At 58.0% G+C, this 18,066-nt stretch carries 10 protein-coding genes; 8 read left to right on the top strand and 2 right to left on the bottom strand.

The genetic code is table 11. The features are described from left to right. Positions 1 to 173 precede the first annotated feature (173 nt). Positions 174 to 5,654, top strand: coding sequence for an AMP-binding protein (locus EYB53_RS13675; protein WP_135478814.1), 5,481 nt, complete (start codon positions 174 to 176; stop codon positions 5,652 to 5,654). 104 nt (positions 5,655 to 5,758) lie between these two features. Here EYB53_RS13675 and EYB53_RS13670 read toward each other — a convergent pair whose 3' ends face one another. Beyond that, on the bottom strand, positions 5,759 to 7,531 hold the full coding sequence (locus tag EYB53_RS13670) for a DUF5752 family protein (protein WP_135478812.1): 1,773 nt from the start codon (positions 7,529 to 7,531) through the stop codon (positions 5,759 to 5,761). A gap of 515 nt (positions 7,532 to 8,046) precedes the next feature. Here EYB53_RS13670 and EYB53_RS13665 point away from each other — a divergent pair. The 5 genes from EYB53_RS13665 to EYB53_RS25335 all read left to right on the top strand — a co-directional run bounded on the left by EYB53_RS13665 (position 8,047) and on the right by EYB53_RS25335 (position 10,615). Next, on the top strand, positions 8,047 to 8,538 hold the full coding sequence (locus EYB53_RS13665) for a DinB family protein (protein ID WP_135478810.1): 492 nt from the start codon (positions 8,047 to 8,049) through the stop codon (positions 8,536 to 8,538). 307 nt (positions 8,539 to 8,845) lie between these two features. Beyond that, positions 8,846 to 9,925 carry a DNA-processing protein DprA gene (dprA, locus tag EYB53_RS13660; RefSeq protein ID WP_135478808.1) on the top strand — a complete coding sequence of 360 codons (1,080 nt, stop codon included), beginning with the start codon at positions 8,846 to 8,848 and terminating at the stop codon, positions 9,923 to 9,925. A gap of 69 nt (positions 9,926 to 9,994) precedes the next feature. After that, a complete protein-coding gene (locus EYB53_RS13655; protein WP_135478805.1) occupies positions 9,995 to 10,249 on the top strand; it encodes a type II toxin-antitoxin system HicB family antitoxin in 255 nt (84 codons plus the stop codon). Beyond that, positions 10,249 to 10,467, top strand: coding sequence for a type II toxin-antitoxin system HicA family toxin (locus tag EYB53_RS13650; protein ID WP_135478803.1), 219 nt, complete (start codon positions 10,249 to 10,251; stop codon positions 10,465 to 10,467). Before EYB53_RS13655 ends, EYB53_RS13650 begins: the two co-directional genes overlap by 1 nt. Further along, a complete protein-coding gene (locus EYB53_RS25335) occupies positions 10,445 to 10,615 on the top strand; it encodes a DprA-like winged helix domain-containing protein (RefSeq protein WP_167857402.1) in 171 nt (56 codons plus the stop codon). Before EYB53_RS13650 ends, EYB53_RS25335 begins: the two co-directional genes overlap by 23 nt. Positions 10,616 to 10,621: 6 nt before the next feature. On the opposite strand, the gene EYB53_RS13640 is transcribed toward EYB53_RS25335, so the two are convergent. Beyond that, positions 10,622 to 12,052 (bottom strand): helix-turn-helix transcriptional regulator, encoded by a 1,431-nt coding sequence (locus EYB53_RS13640; RefSeq protein ID WP_135478801.1) that lies wholly within the window; start codon positions 12,050 to 12,052, stop codon positions 10,622 to 10,624. Positions 12,053 to 12,457: 405 nt separating this feature from the next. On the opposite strand from EYB53_RS13640, the gene EYB53_RS13635 reads away from it, so the two are divergent. Next, complete coding sequence (locus EYB53_RS13635) at positions 12,458 to 13,717, top strand: response regulator (protein ID WP_135478799.1); 1,260 nt, start codon at positions 12,458 to 12,460, stop codon at positions 13,715 to 13,717. A gap of 15 nt (positions 13,718 to 13,732) precedes the next feature. After that, positions 13,733 to 17,998, top strand: a complete 4,266-nt coding sequence (locus EYB53_RS13630) for a PAS domain S-box protein (protein ID WP_135478797.1) — start codon at positions 13,733 to 13,735, stop codon at positions 17,996 to 17,998. Positions 17,999 to 18,066: the final 68 nt, after the last annotated feature.

Genomic DNA, 18,066 nt, shown 5'->3' with positions numbered 1-18,066 from the left:
CGTTCATGCGTATGGGGCCAGCGGCCTTCACCCCCTATTAGATCGGGTAGGTAGGATACCGCCCGACTCACCCTTGACGAAAGTGGGCATCCTCGGTACCCTAGTGTATAGTCCCTTTGTACGTCATATCACAATCTGTTACACGTGCCTTGCATATCCCCGGAGGATAAGTAATGTTCGAGGCTCCGTCCCTCGCCCCACCGCGCGCTCCGCGCAGCAATCCGATCCTTAGCCGTGTTGACTGGGAGGCTCAACGTAATGCCGTTCTCGATGATCCCGGTGTCTTTCATGCTGCTATCGCCCGCAGTGCTATTCACTGGTACGATGCTGAACTGAACGCCTGGATCACCTGGGACGAGGCCGCAGCCCGCTGGATAGGCCTCGATGCACGTAACGGCGCAGTTGTTGAGGTGCCCTATGGGGCTGATCATCAGCCCTGGGCGCGTACCTTTAATGATGATAATCCCCCACACTACCGCTGGTTCGAAGGTGGTCTGACCAACGCCTGTTTCAATGAGGTTGACCGCCATGTCCTCAACGGTTTTGGGGATGAAATCGCCTACTATTTCGAGGGCGATCGCTGGGATAGCTCACTCAATGGTGGGCGCGGCGGCCCGGTGGTGCATACCAGCATTACCCGCAAGCAGATGATGCTTGAAGTCGTCAAGGCAGCCCTGGTGCTTCAGGGGTTGGGGTTGAAGCAGGGCGATCGCATTGCCCTCAATATGCCCAATATTCTTGACCAGATCTACTACACCGAGGCCGCCAAGCGCCTAGGCATTGTCTATACGCCCGTTTTCGGTGGTTTTTCTGATAAGACCCTCTCGGATCGCATCCATAATGCGGGTGCCGAGGTGGTCATCACCTCAGATGGTGCCTACCGCAATGCGCAGATCGTGCCCTATAAAGAGGTCTACACCGACCAGGCGCTCGATAAGTTTATCCCGGTCGAGATGGCAATTTCTATTGTTGAGCAGACCTTGAAGGGGCTTGGCCTTGCAGCCCCGCAGGCCGAGATGATGCTCGGAGTGGTCAAGGAGACGATTGCCGAGGATATTACGGTCGAGCGCTCGGATGTGATGCGTGGCGTCGGTAAGGCGCTGCACGATATGAGCGATCTCGATGTCGCCGAGCAGTCGCAGATCCGTACCGCCGTCGCGATGGCGCTGGTGGCTTCGCCGGCTCGTGTCAAGGCCGTCGTTGTGGTGCGCCATACGGGCCAGGATATCCTCTGGCGCCCCGAACGTGATGTATGGAGCCACGATTTGATGGAGAAGGCAACGGCAAAGTTGTTTGAACTCGCCGCCGCTGCCGGTGTGACCGTCAAGAGCGAGAAAGAGTTGCTCGATCTGCCGACCGAACAATTCGTGCAGGCACTCTATGCCGCTGTGCCCTGTACCCCGGTTGATGCCGAGTATCCGATGTTTATCATCTATACCTCCGGCTCGACGGGCAAACCCAAGGGTGTAGTGCATGTCCACGGTGGCTATGTCGCTGGCCTCGCGCATACGATGAAGGTGAGCTTTGACGCCGAGCCAGGTGATGTGATCTTTGTGATCGCTGATCCAGGCTGGATTACCGGTCAGAGCTATATGATCAGTGCGACGCTGAGCTCGCGCTGTATCGGCGTGCTCGTCGAAGGCTCCCCGGTCTTCCCCAGTGCTGGCCGTTATTCGAGCATCATCGAGCGCCACAAGGTGCAGATCTTCAAGGCTGGTGTGACCTTCCTCAAGAGCGTGATGACCAACCAGCAGAATGTCGCCGACGTACAGCAGTACGATATGAGCACCCTGCGTGTCTGTACCTTCTGTGCCGAGCCTGTTTCACCAGCGGTGCAGCAGTTTGGTATGGAAATTATGTCGCCTCAGTATATCAATTCGTACTGGGCAACTGAGCATGGTGGCATTGTCTGGACTCACTTCTATGGCAACGAGGATTATCCGCTGCGCCCCGATGCGCACACCTACCCGCTGCCCTGGGTGCTTGGTGATGTCTGGCTCAGTGAGTTGCAGGCCGATGGCACTACGGCAACGTACCGCCAGGCCGAGACCGAGGAAAAGGGTGAGATTGTTATTACCATGCCCTATCCTTATCTCACGCGGACGATCTGGGGTGATGTGGCTGGCTTCGAGAAAGTAGTCACGGGCGAACAGCCGCTGACCGCATGGATTGGCGATGGCGACCGCTATGCCAAGACCTACTGGCGCCGCGGGCCTGATGGTCAGTGGGCCTATGTCCAGGGCGACTTCGCGATGAAGTATGCCGATAGTAGCTTTACCCTACATGGCCGCTCGGACGATGTGATCAATGTGTCGGGGCACCGGATGGGGACCGAAGAGATCGAGGGCGCGATCCTGCGTGATAAGCAGACGACCCCCGATTCGCCGGTTGGCAACTGTATTGTGGTCGGCGCACCCCACCGCGAAAAGGGTCTGACCCCGCTCGCCTTTGTGTTGACGGCACCCGGCCACCGCCTCACCAGCAATGATCGCCGCCGCCTCGATGACTTGGTACGCAACGAAAAGGGTATCGTAGCCGTACCCGAGGATTATATCGAAGTCACGGCCTTCCCCGAGACGCGGAGCGGCAAGTATGTGCGTCGTTTCTTGCGCAATCTGATGCTCGATGAATCGCTTGGCGATACGAGTACGTTGCGGAATCCTGAGATACTCGACGAACTGACCGAGAAGATCGATGCCTGGAAGCGCAAACAGCAACTTGCCGATGAGCAGCAGATTTTCGAGCGCTATCGCTACTTCCGCATCGAGTACCACGCCCTCAAGGGCAGTGGGGTCGCGCAGAAGAGCACGGCCCTGCGACGCCTGGCGATTGTGACGATCACCAACCCGCCGGTCAATGCGCTGAACGAGCGTGCGCTTGACGAGTTGAATACGATTGTTGACCACCTGGCTCGCCGCGAGGATGTTGCCGCCGTGATCTTCACTGGTCAAGGCACCAAGAGCTTTGTGGCTGGTGCGGATATCCGTCAGTTACTCGAAGATATGCACACCTTCGAGGATGCCATTGCGCTACCGAATAACGCCCACCTCGCCTTCCGCAAGATCGAGCGGATGGAGAAGCCGTGTATCGCAGCCATCAATGGTGTCGCGCTTGGTGGTGGTCTCGAATTTGCGCTCGCGTGTCACTATCGCGTTGCCGATGAGCACGCCGAGTTTGGTCAACCCGAGATTAACCTGCGCATGTTGCCCGGCTACGGTGGTACGCAGCGCCTTCCCCGCTTGCTCTACAAGCGCTCGAATGGCACCGGAACCCTGCGTGCGCTCGAGATGATCCTTGGTGGGCGCAGCATTACCTCGGAAGAGGCGCTTGAAATTGGCTTGATCGATCACCTGGCAACCCAAACCGAGGATGCAGTCAATTTCGCTGGTGCCCTGGTACGTGAGTATGCCACGGGCACGGGCGTGCTGAAAGCTGCCTTCGAGCGCCGCAAGGCGGCTCTGGTCAACTGGGAACAGCCGCAGTCCCACTTCGTGCAGGATGAACTGAACGCGATCATCCAGAACCCCCGAGTACAGCGCATTCTGAAGCAGTCAGAAGGTGCCGGTCGTGCCAAGGCAGTGCAGCGGGCACTCGAGGCCATCACCGTTGGCTTCGAAAAGGGCTTCGAGCATGGCCTGGCCCACGAGGCAAAACTCTTTGCCGAGGCGGTGGTTGATCCTGAAGGCGGAAAGAAGGGTATCCAGGACTTTATGGATAAGCGCAGCGCACCGCTGCCCACCCGCCGCACCCTGGTCACCCCCGAGCAAGAGAAACTCTACCTGGAGACCGAGCAATTGCTGCCGATTGGCTCGCCGTTCTTCCCAGGGGTGACGCCACTGCCCACGTGGCAATATGCGCAGGGTGTCATCCGTGACCCCGAAAGCGGCGAAGATCTGGTCGGTGACCCGATTGATGCCGAGCGCGAGGTGATCATTCCAGTCGAGAAGCCGCGCCCAAATCAGGCGTTGCTCTATATCCTGGCGAGCGAAGTCAACTTCAATGACATCTGGGCAATTACGGGTATTCCCGTCTCGCTCTTTGATGAGCACGACCGCGACTGGCACATTACCGGTTCGGGCGGTGTTGCCATCGTGGCGACCCTTGGCGAAGAACTGCGCCGCGAGGGACGCCTCAAAGTCGGAGATCTGGTCGCCGTCTACTCCGGCCAGAGCAATGTGCTCTCGCCGATGATGGGCCTCGACCCGATGGCGGCTGATTTTGTTATCCAGGGCTACAATACGCCTGATGGATCGCATCAGCAGTTTATGTTGGCCCAGGCACCGCAGTGTCTGCCGCTGGCCCCGGATATGTCGCTTGAGGCGGCAGGGAGCTTTATGCTCAATCTGGGTACGGCCTACCGTGCGCTCTTTACGACACTGCAGATCAAGGCCGGCAAGAGTGTCTTCATCGAGGGTGCCGCCACCGGTACTGGTCTTGACGCAGCCCGCTCGGCAGCGCGCAACGGCCTGCGGGTAATTGGTATGGTCTCGAGCGAAGAACGCGCCAGGACGTTGATGGAGGCAGGCGGCAAAGGTACGATCAACCGCAAGCATCCGTCGATTGCCAATATCTTCACGCGCATCCCGTCCGATCCTTCCCAGTGGGCGGCGTGGGAGAAGGCTGGCGAGCCGTTGCTCGATCTCTATCGCCAGCAGAACAACCATCATCTGGCCGACTATGCCATCTCGCACGCTGGTGAGCAGGCGTTTGGCCGCAGCTTCCAGTTGCTCGGTGAGCCGCGTGATGGGCATATTCCGGTGCTGACCTTCTACGGGGCCAGCTCGGGCTACCACTTCACCTTCCTTGGCAAACCGGGCCATTCGAGCCCCGAGGAGATGATGCGCCGGGCGGGTCTGCGCGGCGGTCAAGCGGTGATGATCTACTACGGTGTCGACGGCAAATCACTCGTTGACGAGCCGGGTCTTGAGGCAATCGAGGCAGCTCGTGCGCTCGGGGCACGCATTGTGGTTGTGACCTATACCGATGCCCAGCGCGAGTTTGTCTTCAGTCTCGGCTTTGGTGCAGCGTTGCGTGGCGTGGTTAGTATCGAAGAGTTGCATCGCCGCTATGGTGAGGACTTTGACTGGCCCGACACGATGCCCGACCTGCCCGACTCCAAGACGGATCCGGATGGCCTGAAGGAAGCGATCCGGCGCTTCAATGACCTGACCTTCAAGCCGCTGGGTAGTGCCATTGGTGGCTTCCTGACGAGTGCAGATAACCCACGTGGCTATCCCGACATGATCATCGAGCGGGCGGGTCACGATACGCTGAACGTCAGTGCCATGCTGGTCAAACCGTTCATCGGACGGATCGTCTACTTTGAAGAGATGGGCGGGCGGCGCTACTCCTTCTTTGCCCCGCAGATCTGGATGCGTCAGCGCCGGGTCTACATGCCAACCGTCAACCTCTGGGGCACGCACCTCTCGAATGCCTACGAGATCCTGCGGCTCAGCGACGAGATCAGCGCCGGTCTGCTCTCGATCACCGAACCGCTGGTGGTGGATTGGCCGGAACTAAAGGAGGCGCACCAGGCGATGTGGGAGAACCGCCACGTCGGGTCGACCTACGTGGTCAACCACGCCCTGCCGCGCATCGGCCTGAAGAACAAGGACGAGCTGTACGAAGCCTGGGCTGAGAGCATGCGCTCGTAAGCCTGGAGAAACGGAAGATATAAAAGCGGAGTAGCGCTGATGCGCTACTCCGCTTTTGTATCTTGTCAGGGTACGAACCTGGTTGGAGCCTCGGGCTTAGGCCACTACAGCATTGTGGCTAATTCATCATAGCGGGCAGCGATGATCGCTTCAAGCTCATCACGGAGGCCCGAACCTTTGACCTTACGGTGAACAATTTTGCGCATCTGCCGACTGAGCTCGGCATCGTGCAAGCTATCGGTGAGCCAGTAAGCAAAATCGTTGCGGTAGAGATGATATTCCAGGGTTGCAATTGGCACACGCCCGATAAGGATGCGGAACTCGGCGAGATTAGCGGCGGTTCCGTGCATGGCGCCCGTATGGTCACGAAAGACAAACCATTTATTGCGTGGCAAGGGGACGGTGACATACTTATGCAGGTGTCGAATGTGAGGCATGCGGCGGAGACCGGTGCGAAAGATGATATTATGCTCAGAGGCAGCACCGTGCATTGGCGTCGGCCCCAGATCGGCCAGATACGCATGGCCCCGCGGCAAAGCGGGAATCTGCATACGGGTGTGTGCCCAATTGGGAGTGGTGCCAAGCAATTCATCGAAGAGCGCCAGATCTTCGGGGGTCGTGGTATTCGTAATCGCCCAGACTTGCACAGCCTCAAGGAGTGGCCGGGCAATCAGACTGGGCCGATAGCTTACCATCGCCACCCCGCCACCTGCCATCAGCGCCTGAACCGTGCCAGTATAGGGCGACTTCCATGCCGGATAGCTCTGCTGAATTTCATCGATCAAGATCCAGTGTGGGCGACTGCGACGGACGCGGAGATCGAGCAATTCGCGGAGCAGCCGTTCAAGGTAATCATTACGAGCTTCCTGCTCCATTGAAGAGAGGTCAACGATCAGGTTGGCATTGCCATACTCACAGAGGGTGATGGCATCGCCGACGCGTTGCTGATGCGAATTCTGACTACCAACCAGCATCGTATGCGGTAGCGCCGCGAGGCTGCGATAATCACCCTCGGGATCAATGACGACAACCTGATAACCCTGAGCGATTAATTCCTCGGCAAGCAAACCAGCAAGCCAGGATTTGCCGCTCCCACTTGCACCACCAATCGACCAAACCCGATCGACCAGGTGCCAGGGATCCAGGTGAAATGGCTGCTGACCAAGCTGATACCCCAGGGCAAGCTGACGCTCTGGACGCATGGGGCGGGCAGGCAGCGTACCATCGATCAACTGCCCAAGCAACTGGCGCATCCCAGCACCATCTGGCTGATCGAGCACCAGATCAGCGGTAGCCTTTAATTCAGGGGTTGCATTCGCAACAGCAACAGCCAACTCACTAGCCTGCAAGAGACTCAGGTCATTTTCCGCATCGCCACATGCAACCACATTATGCAGCGAAAGGCCGAGTTCGCGTAGCACAAACGCCAGCCCGGTTCCTTTGGTCGCCCCCTGGGGCAAAACCATAACCGATCCGAGATTGTACTCGATGTTGGCACCGCCACCACATTCACGCAGCACGTCAATAATAGGCTGATCATGAGGAACGTGCGTTGCAACCAGGGCCATGCCGTGTTCAAGAGGGATTGGCAAAGCGAGCAAGCGTTCGAGCAACACCTGTTGCAAACGCCCAAAAGGCAAGATGACACTATCCTGGCGCGGCAAATAGATAACCGCGCCATTTTCGGCCACAATCGCGTCAAAAACCTCGGCAAACGGGCCATCAGGGGCAAACGTCGCCAGCGAGCGCCCAGTCACAAGGATCAGGGTCTTCTGCGCCTGCTTCGCCTTGCGCAGAGCCTGCCAGGTTGCGGAGGCAACGTGACCATGCTCAGCCAGGGTGCCATCCAGATCGGAAGCCAGAATTGACAGATGCACAAGCGCACCTCGCTTTCGTCATCGAAAGACAGGTGAAGGTGTTGGATGCTTGCGCACGGCACAGCCGTGCGCAAGCATCCAACCGCTTTTACAAACCCGTTAGGGTTGCTATATCTTCTCCTGAAAATACTATAGCAGGTATGATAGGCGGAATCAATGAGATGCGTAGCTGCTGGCTGAACCGCAAGGCAGGGCTAGATTGTCTCGCAGGCGACGCTGTTGGCGTGGCCCGTAACCTTGTGTGTTTTTCAACCCGTCGCCGCGTGCCGCCAGCCGTGCGCCTACCGAAGCCGCATACGGCGCGCCTGACGCCCACGTTCGGGTTGCTTGTACCAGCAGTCATCGTTATCATGGCAATACATTTCGTGATATATTGGGTAAACTAATGCTATGGAATAGTCACATGGCGATCTTCATGGTTTTAGCCCGCTTAGAAGCGCTTGTCTTCGAGATGAATGATACGCGTGTTGCTTGATGAAGGTCTGCCGCGCAAGCTGAAATAGGGCCTCAGACGTATGAATGCCAACTCCTTTCGTCATTTCTATAACTATCACTTCGCTGAAAACCGCAAGCTATGGGATGACTGCATCACATCGCTTCCTTATGAGCAGTTCACCCAGGCGCTACACTACTCGCATGGATCTGTGCGGGCGCACATTCTGCATCTCATCAGCGTAGATGATATCTGGTTCAGCGAACTATGCAACATCGAACCCTGCGAACCGCTACCGCCCGCGCACGGTGATGATCGAACCATCATACGCACGTATTGGGATCAGGTTGAGCAGCGCATGCGCGCATATCTGACCGTCTTGCAGGACGAGATGTTGCTTGAGACACCGATCACCGAACCGGAAGAAGACAAAGACCTTCTGGTGTGGCAAGTGCTGCTCCATGTAGTGAATCATGGCACGGATCATCGCGCCCAGATGCTCAGGTTACTCAACGATCTAGGCGTGAAGACGACGTCACAAGACTATATTTTCTATGTCTATGATAACCCGTAGTTGCCTAGGGCGATTGCATCTTCCGTGCATGCACCCCACCAGGGCACCCGCAAGGGGTGCCCGTACACCGGGCCCGGCCCCCGGCCCTGTAGGGGCACCCGCAAGGGGTGCCCCTACAGGGCCGGGGGCCGCCGTTTGCGCCGCTGGTTGCGTGCACATGCTGCCACATAGCGCGTATGGTTGTCTCCGGTTTCGTATGATGCAATCGTCCTTACTATTACCCCCCCGCACCCGTATCAAAATTGGTCTGGCAGCGGTATAACTCTGGAGACGATGGTTTTTCTGTTTGCTTGAGAAGACCGATGCTATGCCAAATACGCGCTATTATCTTGGTTTCAATCTTGTGCCGGGTATTGGCCCGATCCGTCTGGCGCGCCTGGTTGAGCAGTGTGGCTCACTGGAGGCGGCCTGGCATGCCGATGCGTTTGCGCTGGCTGCCGCTGGGATCGAGGGCAAGACGAGTGCGTCGCTGATGGCGGTGCGCACGCGGCTTGACCTCGATGCCGAGTTGGAACGGACGGCGCGGGCCGGGGTGACGTTGCTGACGATTGATGATGCGGCCTATCCTCACTTGCTGCGCAATATCCCCGCTGCCCCACCGCTGCTTTATGTGCGCGGCGCGTTGACGCCTGCCGATGATTGGTCGATTGCGCTGGTTGGAACCCGTGCGCCGACAACCTATGGACGTGAGGCGACGATGCGCCTGACTGATGGTCTGGCCCGTGCGGGTGTCTCTATTATAAGCGGCTTGGCGCTTGGTGTGGATACGTTGGCCCACGAGGCGGCGCTGGAGGCGGGTGGGCGCACGCTTGCCGTGTTGGGCAGTGGGGTTGATCAGCCCTACCCCGAACGCAACCAGCGCCTAGCGCAGCGTATCATCGAACAGGGCGCGTTGATCAGTGACTACCCGCTGGGGACGATGCCGGTAGCGGCGAATTTCCCGCCGCGCAACCGCATCATCAGCGGGTTAAGCCGGGCAACGCTGGTGATCGAAGCGGGCGAAAAGAGTGGGGCCTTGATTACCGTGGGCTTTGCGCTCGATCAGGGGCGCGAGGTTTTTGCGTTGCCGGGGCCGATCTTCTCCCGCCAGAGTGCCGGCTGTCATCGGCTGATCCGCGACGGCGCAACGCTTGTCCGTTCGGCTGACGATCTGCTCGCCGACCTCGATCTCACCAGCGCGAGCGTGCAGCGCGAAGCACGCAGCGAATTGCCGATTGATCCGATCGAAACGGCACTGCTTGGCCTGCTCAGCTACACGCCGTGCCATATTGATGAACTGAGCCGCGAAGCAAACCTGACGGCTCAGGCGACGGCGGGGGCCCTGACCCTGCTTGAACTGAAGGGATTAGTGCGGCAGGCTGCGCCAATGCAGTATGTATTGAGGTGATCGAGCGGGCCGTGCTACAATGCGAGCGAAGATGCTGCGATCGGACCATGCTCAACGAGAGGAAGAGCCATGCTGAGTGCCTACATTGCGGCGGCAATGCGCCGCGCCACCTACCAGCTATTGGTTGATGACGAAGGCTTTGTTGGTGAAATCCCTGGCTTGCAAGGCGTGATTGGCCACGCTGAGAGCCTCGAAGCGTGTCGCGAGGATCTTCAATCTGCGCTGGAAGATTGGATCTGGCTTGGTTTGCGTTTGGGACACGCTATCCCACCACTTGATGGGATCGACTTGAGCCAGCCTATCCGCACGCAGGAGGCCGCCTGATGCCACCCTTTGGGCCCATCAGCCGAGTGCGTCTGATTCGTGGGTTGCGGGCCTTGGGCTTTCAAGGACCTTATCCCGCTGGTCGCCATGCCTTTATGGTGCGCGAGGAGAAGCGCATCACTATTCCCAATCCGCATCGCGGAGATATTGGCGTTGGTTTGCTCGCCACCATACTTCGTCAGGCCGACGTGAGCCGTGAGGAGTGGGAACAGGTCTAAGCCCCAAATTAGCTACACACCGTGCCATATTGATGAACTGAGCCGCGAAGCGAATCTGACGGCGCAGGCGACGGCGGGGGCCCTGACCCTGCTTGAACTGAAGGGATTAGTGCGGCAGGCTGCGCCAATGCAGTACGTGTTGAGGTAAGCTAGCTCAATGCGACGCAGGCCAGAGGCCACGCTGCATCTGCTGGCGCACCAGGGTGACGGCTGCGTCGCGGCTCGGCATATGCATCTTTTTAATGGCTTTGCCCGTCTGGTACTTGATCGCTCGCTCGCTGTAGTCCAGCAGTTGGGCGATTGCCCGGTAGGTATGGCCCTGGGCCAAGAGGGTCAGCACCTTTAGTTCTTGTTGCGTGAGAGCTGAGGAGAGATCTTCGCTAGAGAGCGACTCATGAGATGGCTGTGTTGCTGGATTGCGCAAAATCCGGAGGGCCAGATGGTGAGAGATTGCCAACTCTCGACGCAGAACCCCAAGGAGTTGATTGCAAAGTTCGTCACTATCTATGCTCTTCAGGAGATAACCGGCAGCACCTACCTTGAGCGCCTCAAGCAGGTCTTGTTCGTTTTCGACGGCTGTCAGCAGTACTATTTGCATCTCGGGCATTTTTTTCAGGATCGGGTGCATCGCTTCGAGACCGCTCATACCGGGCATCGCGAGATCCATCAGAATAATGTCGGGTCGCAATGTAGGTGCGGCGTCCAGCGCAGACGGGCCATCGGTCACCACCCCGACGATGGCAAAGCCATCGGCATGGAGCGACTGCTGGAGCGTATGCAGATCGAACAGATTGCTGCCGACGAGCAGGATGCCTGGCCGATGATGAAGGTAACCCGACAGGCGTTCGAGAGGAACCTCTAGCCGCACGATGAGGCCCGAACCCGGCATTGCGATCATCGCAAGGGTGCCGCCGATCACTTCTGCTTGCTCGTGGAGATTCTGGAACTCAAAGGCCTTTAGGATGCGTATAGGCTCTCCTGTATCGGCGAGATCAAACTCTAGTCCCATGTTGCTCAGTTCCACAACTAGCTGTACATCCACCAATTCAAGCATCAGGCTGACATGCTGTGAACTGGTGGATGTACGCACATTTGCCATGGCTTGCTGGATCGTCCGCAGCAACTGCACCTCAACATCGGGCGCGATTGAGAGCGTAGCGACGCCCTGGCCGATGTGGAGATCGATATGAAACCCATAGACCTCAGCGACCCATTGGCGATGCTGCTCGATGATCGCGATCATCCGTGTCTTCCGTGGCATCAACGATCCAGGATGCTGCTCCAGATGGGTTCCAGTGAACGGTGCGGATGGGACAGGCGTGGTTTGCGCCAGGTGCCTGATTGGGATGCTCTCGCGGATAGTCTGGGCCTCGAGTTTCATGTGTGTGAGAAGCTTGCCGAGCGAATCGTGCAGCGCAAGCACCTGCTGCTCGTGCTTGCGGAGGGTCTCTTCGATCCACGCTGTTTGCTGCGCGACCGTTGCTTCACACGTAACGAGCTGTGCTTCAAGGTGCGCGACACGCGCACGGAGCATTGCCAGTTCTGTTGTTGCTTCAGGGCAGCTGACACTCTTCGGTTCAGCCATGGTGGAGTCCTAGCTTGAGCAAAGCCTTCAGGAACTTGTGCTTTACGATGGCCCGCTCTTTTCCCTTGATTTGCCCTAAATTGTACCAGACAGGGCAATAGATTGCACATATAAAAATGAGATCATCTGCCTATAATGATGAGATAAGTCTTTGATCATCGACGAGGGTGGTTCCCACCCTCGTCGATGATCAAAGGAAGCCACCGACAGGAGTCGGCTGGGTGGCGGCCCTACGCGTGATGTGCATAAGGCTGCGCCCTACGATGGTCGCTAACGGAGGTGCGTATGTGGTTCCCACCCTCGTCGATGATCGCAGGAAGTCACCGACGGGAGTCGGCTGGGTGTCGGCCCTACACGTGATACGCATAAGGCTGTGCCCTACAATGGTTGCTAGCGGAGGTGCGTATGATGTCATCTTTTTGGCCAGCATCTACCAGGCAGACAATTCTCATCGTTGACGATGCCCCGGAGAATCTCACCATTCTGGGCGAATTGCTTATGCCGTTCTACCAGGTGCGGGTTGCGCGCTCGGGGATACGGGCGTTGCAGGTGGCTGCATCAGCGCCGCAACCCGATCTGCTCTTGCTGGATGTGATGATGCCCGAGATGGATGGCTACGCTGTGCTCACCCGCCTACGCGATAATTCAGCGACACGCTCTATCCCGGTGATCTTCGTCACAGCCATGGACTCAACCGAGGATGAGTCACACGGATTTGAGCTTGGTGCCGTTGATTATATTACCAAACCGATCCGCCCGGCGATCGTGCTGGCGCGTGTCCGCACTCATCTTGAGCTCAAGCAAGCGCGTGACTGGCTCACCAACCAGAACGCCTGCCTTGAGGCAGAAGTAGCACGGCGTATGCGCGAGAACCAACTGATTGAAGATGTGAGCATCAGAGCGATGGCCGCGCTGGCAGAGGTACGCGATCCCGATACCGGCAATCACCTGCGGCGTACCCAGATCTATGTGAAAGTACTGTCCAATGCGCTCGCCAACCATCCCCGCTTTGCCGATGCGCTGAGCCAGTCGTGCCGTGATCTGCTGGTCAAATCAGCCCCGTTGCACGATATTGGCAAGGTGGGCATCCCCGACCACATTCTGCTCAAACCTGGCAGACTCACGCCTGAAGAGCGAGAGATTATGAAGCGGCACTGTCGCATTGGCAGCAACGCGATCGAGATGGCAATGAATAACACGCTCGTCAGCGAAGAGGCTCACCTGCTCGATATGCCTAGTCATGGCTGCGCCAATAAGCTTGATCGCGCACACAACTGGCCCCGGCATGCTCCGCTGGAATTTCTCCACGTAGCCCGTGAGATTGCACTCTCGCATCATGAGCATTGGGATGGCACGGGCTACCCCGAGGGTCTCGCGCAAGAGGACATCCCCATCTCGGCGCGACTGATGGCCCTCGCCGACACCTTTGATGCGTTGATTTCTCGTCGCATCTACAAGCCGCCCTTGCCAATGTCAGAGGTGATTGAGATTATCCGCGAGGAGCGTGGGCATCAGTTTGACCCCGACATCGTTGATGCCTTTCTCGCCCTGTCTGCCGAATTTCAGGCCATTGCTGAGCACTATGCCGATAGCGAGGCGGACATTTGCGCCAAATTGGTCAGCATCCAGGGGCAATCGGTGGGCCGTATGCCGTCTGTGGCCTGAACTTGAGAGGCTACCATGCTCTCGATCGACTATCTCAGTATGCTCCTTCAGACTATCCCTGACCTGGTCTGGCTCAAGGATCCGCACGGGGTGTATTTGATGTGCAACCCTGCCCTCGAGCGTTTTGTGGCGTTGCCCCAGTCGGAAGTTATCGGCAAGACCGATGCAGCGCTCTTCAGTGCTGAGCAAGCCGCTTTCTTTCGCGAGAAAGATGTGGAGGCTATTGCAGCCGGTCGTTCGAGCATTAATGAAGCGTGGGCGACCTGTGCGGCTGATGGGAGAGACTACCTCTTTCAGACGATCAAAACACCGATGTATGATAGTGCTGGCGAATTGATCGGCGTGCATGGCATTGCGCGTGACATCACCGCCCTCCACGAAGCCCAGGCGGCATTGCGTGAGAGCGAACGGCGCTATCGCACCCTCTTCGAGACCCTGGTGCAGGGCGTCGTGTACCAGAATGTGCAAGGAGAGATCATTGCGGCCAATCCGACGGCCGAGCGCATTCTGGGGGTTCATCTAGCGGAATTGAAGAGTCGGACAAGCCGCACCCCTACCTGGGAGTCGCTTCGCGAGGATGGTTCACCGTTTCCTGGCGAAGAGCACCCGGCGATCGTCGCGCTGCGCACTGGGCACCCAGTACGAGATGTGGTGATGGGGGTCTACAACCCTCAGGTAGGGCATCATGTCTGGATCAGCATCAACGCGGTGCCTCAATTTCGCACCGGCGAAGCGACTCCGTTTGAGGTGCATACGACGTTTGAGGACATCACGGCACGCAAGCTGCAAGAGGAGGAATTGCGACGTGCGAATGCCGAACGTGACCGGGCGCTGAACTTTCGCCAATCGCTGCTTGCCGCGATCCCCGTCCCTATCTTCTCAAAAGACTGCGAAGGCCGCTACCTTGATTGCAACCGGGCTTTTGCCGAAATGGTGGGCAAAACGCCCGAGGAGTTGCAGGGCAAGACCGTGAAAGAGCTCTGGCCTTCGTCGCTAAGCGCGGTCTACGAGACTCACGATCTCGCGCTGATCGAGCAGAGTGGTGCCCAGATGTACGAGTCGCAGGTTATTGATGAGCACGGACAGCGGCGTGATGTTCTTTTTGTCAAGGATGTTTTCCGTGACGAGGCGGGCAACCGCGCTGGTATTATTGGTGCATTCATTGATATCACCGAGCGCAAGCAAGCCGAGGCTGAGTTGGAACGCTACCGGCAGCATCTCCAGGATCTGGTTGAAGAACGCACCCAGGAACTGCAAGAAGCGTATCGACTCCTGGAGGAAAGTGCGCGTCGTCTTGCGCTTGCGACCGGCTCGGCTGGCATCGGGGTCTGGGAACGTGATCGCGAGCGCGAACTTCTGATCTGGGATGCCCAGATGTGTACCCTCTATGGCATTGACCCTCAGGAGTTTGACGGTAGAGCCGAAACCTGGCTCAACCGACTGCACCCTGACGACGTTGCTCAGGCGATTACCGCGACCGAGCAAGCTATGCGCAACCAACAAGAGTATATCACCGAGTTTCGCATTGTCTTGCCCGATGGCCGCATCCGCCATATTGCGGCCCATGCCCAGATCGAGCGTGATGCGGCAGGCACACCGTGCCGGGTGCTTGGCGTCAATTGGGACATCACGGCGCGTAAACAGGCAGAGATAGCGGTCCACGAGACGGCCGCCCTGCTGCGGGCCACGCTGGAGTCAATTCCCGATGGCATCATGGTGATGGGAATGGATGGCGACTGCATCATCTTCAACCAGGCCTTTCTCGATCTCTTCCGCTTTCCACCAGACTTTGCCGTCTTTACGCGCATAGGCTTCATCGGGCATATCAAGCAGATGATTAGGGAACCGGAAGATTTCCGAGCGAAGATCGAGCGACGCTTTCGCGCTCCTGATGAGCGCGGCATCGATATGATCGAGTTCCTTGATGAAAGGATCATCGAACGGCACAACGCGCCCTACCGTGTCCACGATGAGACTCGCGGCATTGTCTCGTACTACCAGGACGTTACTGCACGTCGGCAGATCGAGCGTGATCTCGAGCGTGCCCGCGCCGCCGCTGAGGCTGCGAGTCGTGCCAAGAGCACGTTTCTGGCGAATATGAGCCACGAAATCCGCACTCCGATGAATGCAATTGTTGGCCTGACCCACCTGCTGCTACGCAATGTCGCTGATGCCCGCCAGCGTGATCAACTCAGCCGGATCATTGACGCAGCCCAGCACCTCCTGGCGATTATCAACAACATCCTCGATATCTCGAAGATCGAGGCCGGCAAACTGGTTCTCGAAGCTACCGACTTTGGTCTTGATCAAGTGATTCAGAATGTAAGCGACCTGGTGATCGAAAAGGCCCATGCGAAGGGCATCGAGGTTCTTTATGCCCTGGATGTGCGGTTGCCGCCATTGCTGCATGGTGACTCGCTGCGACTGGGTCAGATCTTGCTGAACTTCACCAGCAATGCGATCAAGTTCACCGATCAGGGTACGATTGTGCTGCGCGTTCGCATCATCAAGGAGAATGAACAAAACTTGCTCGTGCGCTTTGAAGTCGAAGATACCGGAATCGGGATCGCGCCCGACGTGCAAGTGCGACTCTTCGAGGTCTTCGAGCAAGCCGACAGTTCGACCGAGCGCAAATATGGCGGCACCGGGTTGGGTCTGGCGATCAGCAAACGCCTGGTGCATCTCATGAACGGGCGCTTGGGGGTAGACAGTGTGGTCGGCCAGGGCAGTTGCTTCTGGTTCGAGGTTCCACTCGGCAAAAGCGCGAGTCGCTTGCAGCCCCGTCGTCTCAGTCCCAACTTGCAAGGGTTGCGCGTGCTGATCGTGGATGATCTAGAGGCTGCGCGTGATGTGCTTGGCGAAATGCTGAGCGCAATGGGTCTCATCGTTGATCTGGTTGCATCCGGGTTCACAGCCCTGGTTGCGGTGCAACATGCTGATCAAGAGGGAAAGCCCTACGCAATTGTGCTTATCGACTGGCACATGCCTGGTCTGGACGGCCTCGAAACGGCCCGCCGCATGCGGCTGCTTCCGCTCATGCTCGCACCAACCTGCTTGATGATCACGGCCTTTGGGCAGCGTGTGCCCAAAGAAGATCTGGAGCGTGCCGGCTTTGCGGCCTTTCTGCTCAAGCCAGTAACGCCCTCGATCCTCTTCGATACCCTGGTTGAGGTACTCGAGGGACGCCAGTTGAACGAGGTCGAGTCGCGTCCGCCTTCGGCTGAACTTGCACTGATGATGCGTCGCAATGCCCGCATCCTGCTTGTCGAGGACAATCTGATCAATCAGGAAGTAGCCCTGGATCTGCTGCGCGAAATTGGCTTTATGGCTGATCTGGCGAAGAATGGGCAGATCGCAGTCGATCACGTGCGGGAGACCGAGATTCCCTATGATCTGATCCTCATGGACATCCAGATGCCGGTGCTTGACGGCCTCGCCGCGACTCGTATGATCCGTATGATGCCTGGGTATGAGCAGACGCCTATTCTCGCGCTTACAGCCGGTGCTTTCGAGGAAGATCGTCAGCGGTGTCTGCTGGCTGGGATGAACGGTTTTGTTGCCAAGCCAGTTATTCCCGAAGATCTCTACGCAACCTTGGCAAGATGGCTGCCAGCCGAATCTGCGGCTACGGAGACGACCGAGTCGCTCGATGCTCTCGTGTCACTGCGTGAGGCTCTGGCGGCTATTCCCGGCCTTGATCCAATTCAGGGGCTCAGGAATGTCCATGGCAAGCCAAAGACCTACGCACGGCTGCTGCGCAAGTACGCCGAGACGCATCGTGAGGATATGGATCAGTTACGCGCTTGCCTGAGCGTTGATGAGCGTGTGGCGGCGCGGCGCATTGCCCATTCGCTGAAAAGCTCTGCTGCGACCCTCGGCATCAACCGGGTTCACGAGTTGGCTGCCGAGCTTGAGGCGCTGATCCGGGCTGAACACGGCGATGAGGCAATCCAGGCGTTGACCCTTGTGATCGAGGAGGCGCAGCACCGCATTGCCGACGCTATCGTGTCTGCCCTCCCTGCGCCATCTGCCCCGCGGGTGGACAACGTCAACGCTGTGCATTTGCGCACAGTGATCGATGAATTGATGGCCCTGTTAGCCCAGGACGATCTAGAAGCCCACGAGGTTTATCGTCGCCATGAGCCGTTGTTGCGCAGTGCCCTGGGTGGGTATGCCACCATCCTTGCTCGACAGATGGATGCTTTTGCAATGGACGAGGCCGTGATCACGCTGCGTACGGCGCTCGCCGCGCTTGCCCCAACTGCCTCTGAGGGGGCATAGGAGTGTCGACTGAAACGCTTGGTGTGAGTTCTCGTACACGGTTTTGCATCAGGATGCGGTACACGCGT

Source organism: Candidatus Chloroploca mongolica (genome assembly GCF_004762035.2).
Taxonomy (GTDB): Bacteria; Chloroflexota; Chloroflexia; order Chloroflexales; family Chloroflexaceae; genus Chloroploca; species Chloroploca mongolica.
Note: the sequence above shows the minus strand (reverse complement) of the source record. Positions and strands in the feature narration are given on the sequence as shown.

Coding starts and splice junctions, on each gene's coding strand:
- EYB53_RS13675 (WP_135478814.1), top strand. CDS start 174: ATGTTCGAGGCTCCGTCCCTCGCCCCACCGCGCGCTCCGCGCAGCAAT.
- EYB53_RS13665 (WP_135478810.1), top strand. CDS start 8,047: ATGAATGCCAACTCCTTTCGTCATTTCTATAACTATCACTTCGCTGAA.
- dprA (WP_135478808.1), top strand. CDS start 8,846: ATGCCAAATACGCGCTATTATCTTGGTTTCAATCTTGTGCCGGGTATT.
- EYB53_RS13655 (WP_135478805.1), top strand. CDS start 9,995: ATGCTGAGTGCCTACATTGCGGCGGCAATGCGCCGCGCCACCTACCAG.
- EYB53_RS13650 (WP_135478803.1), top strand. CDS start 10,249: ATGCCACCCTTTGGGCCCATCAGCCGAGTGCGTCTGATTCGTGGGTTG.
- EYB53_RS13640 (WP_135478801.1), bottom strand. CDS start 12,052: ATGGCTGAACCGAAGAGTGTCAGCTGCCCTGAAGCAACAACAGAACTG.
- EYB53_RS13635 (WP_135478799.1), top strand. CDS start 12,458: ATGATGTCATCTTTTTGGCCAGCATCTACCAGGCAGACAATTCTCATC.
- EYB53_RS13630 (WP_135478797.1), top strand. CDS start 13,733: ATGCTCTCGATCGACTATCTCAGTATGCTCCTTCAGACTATCCCTGAC.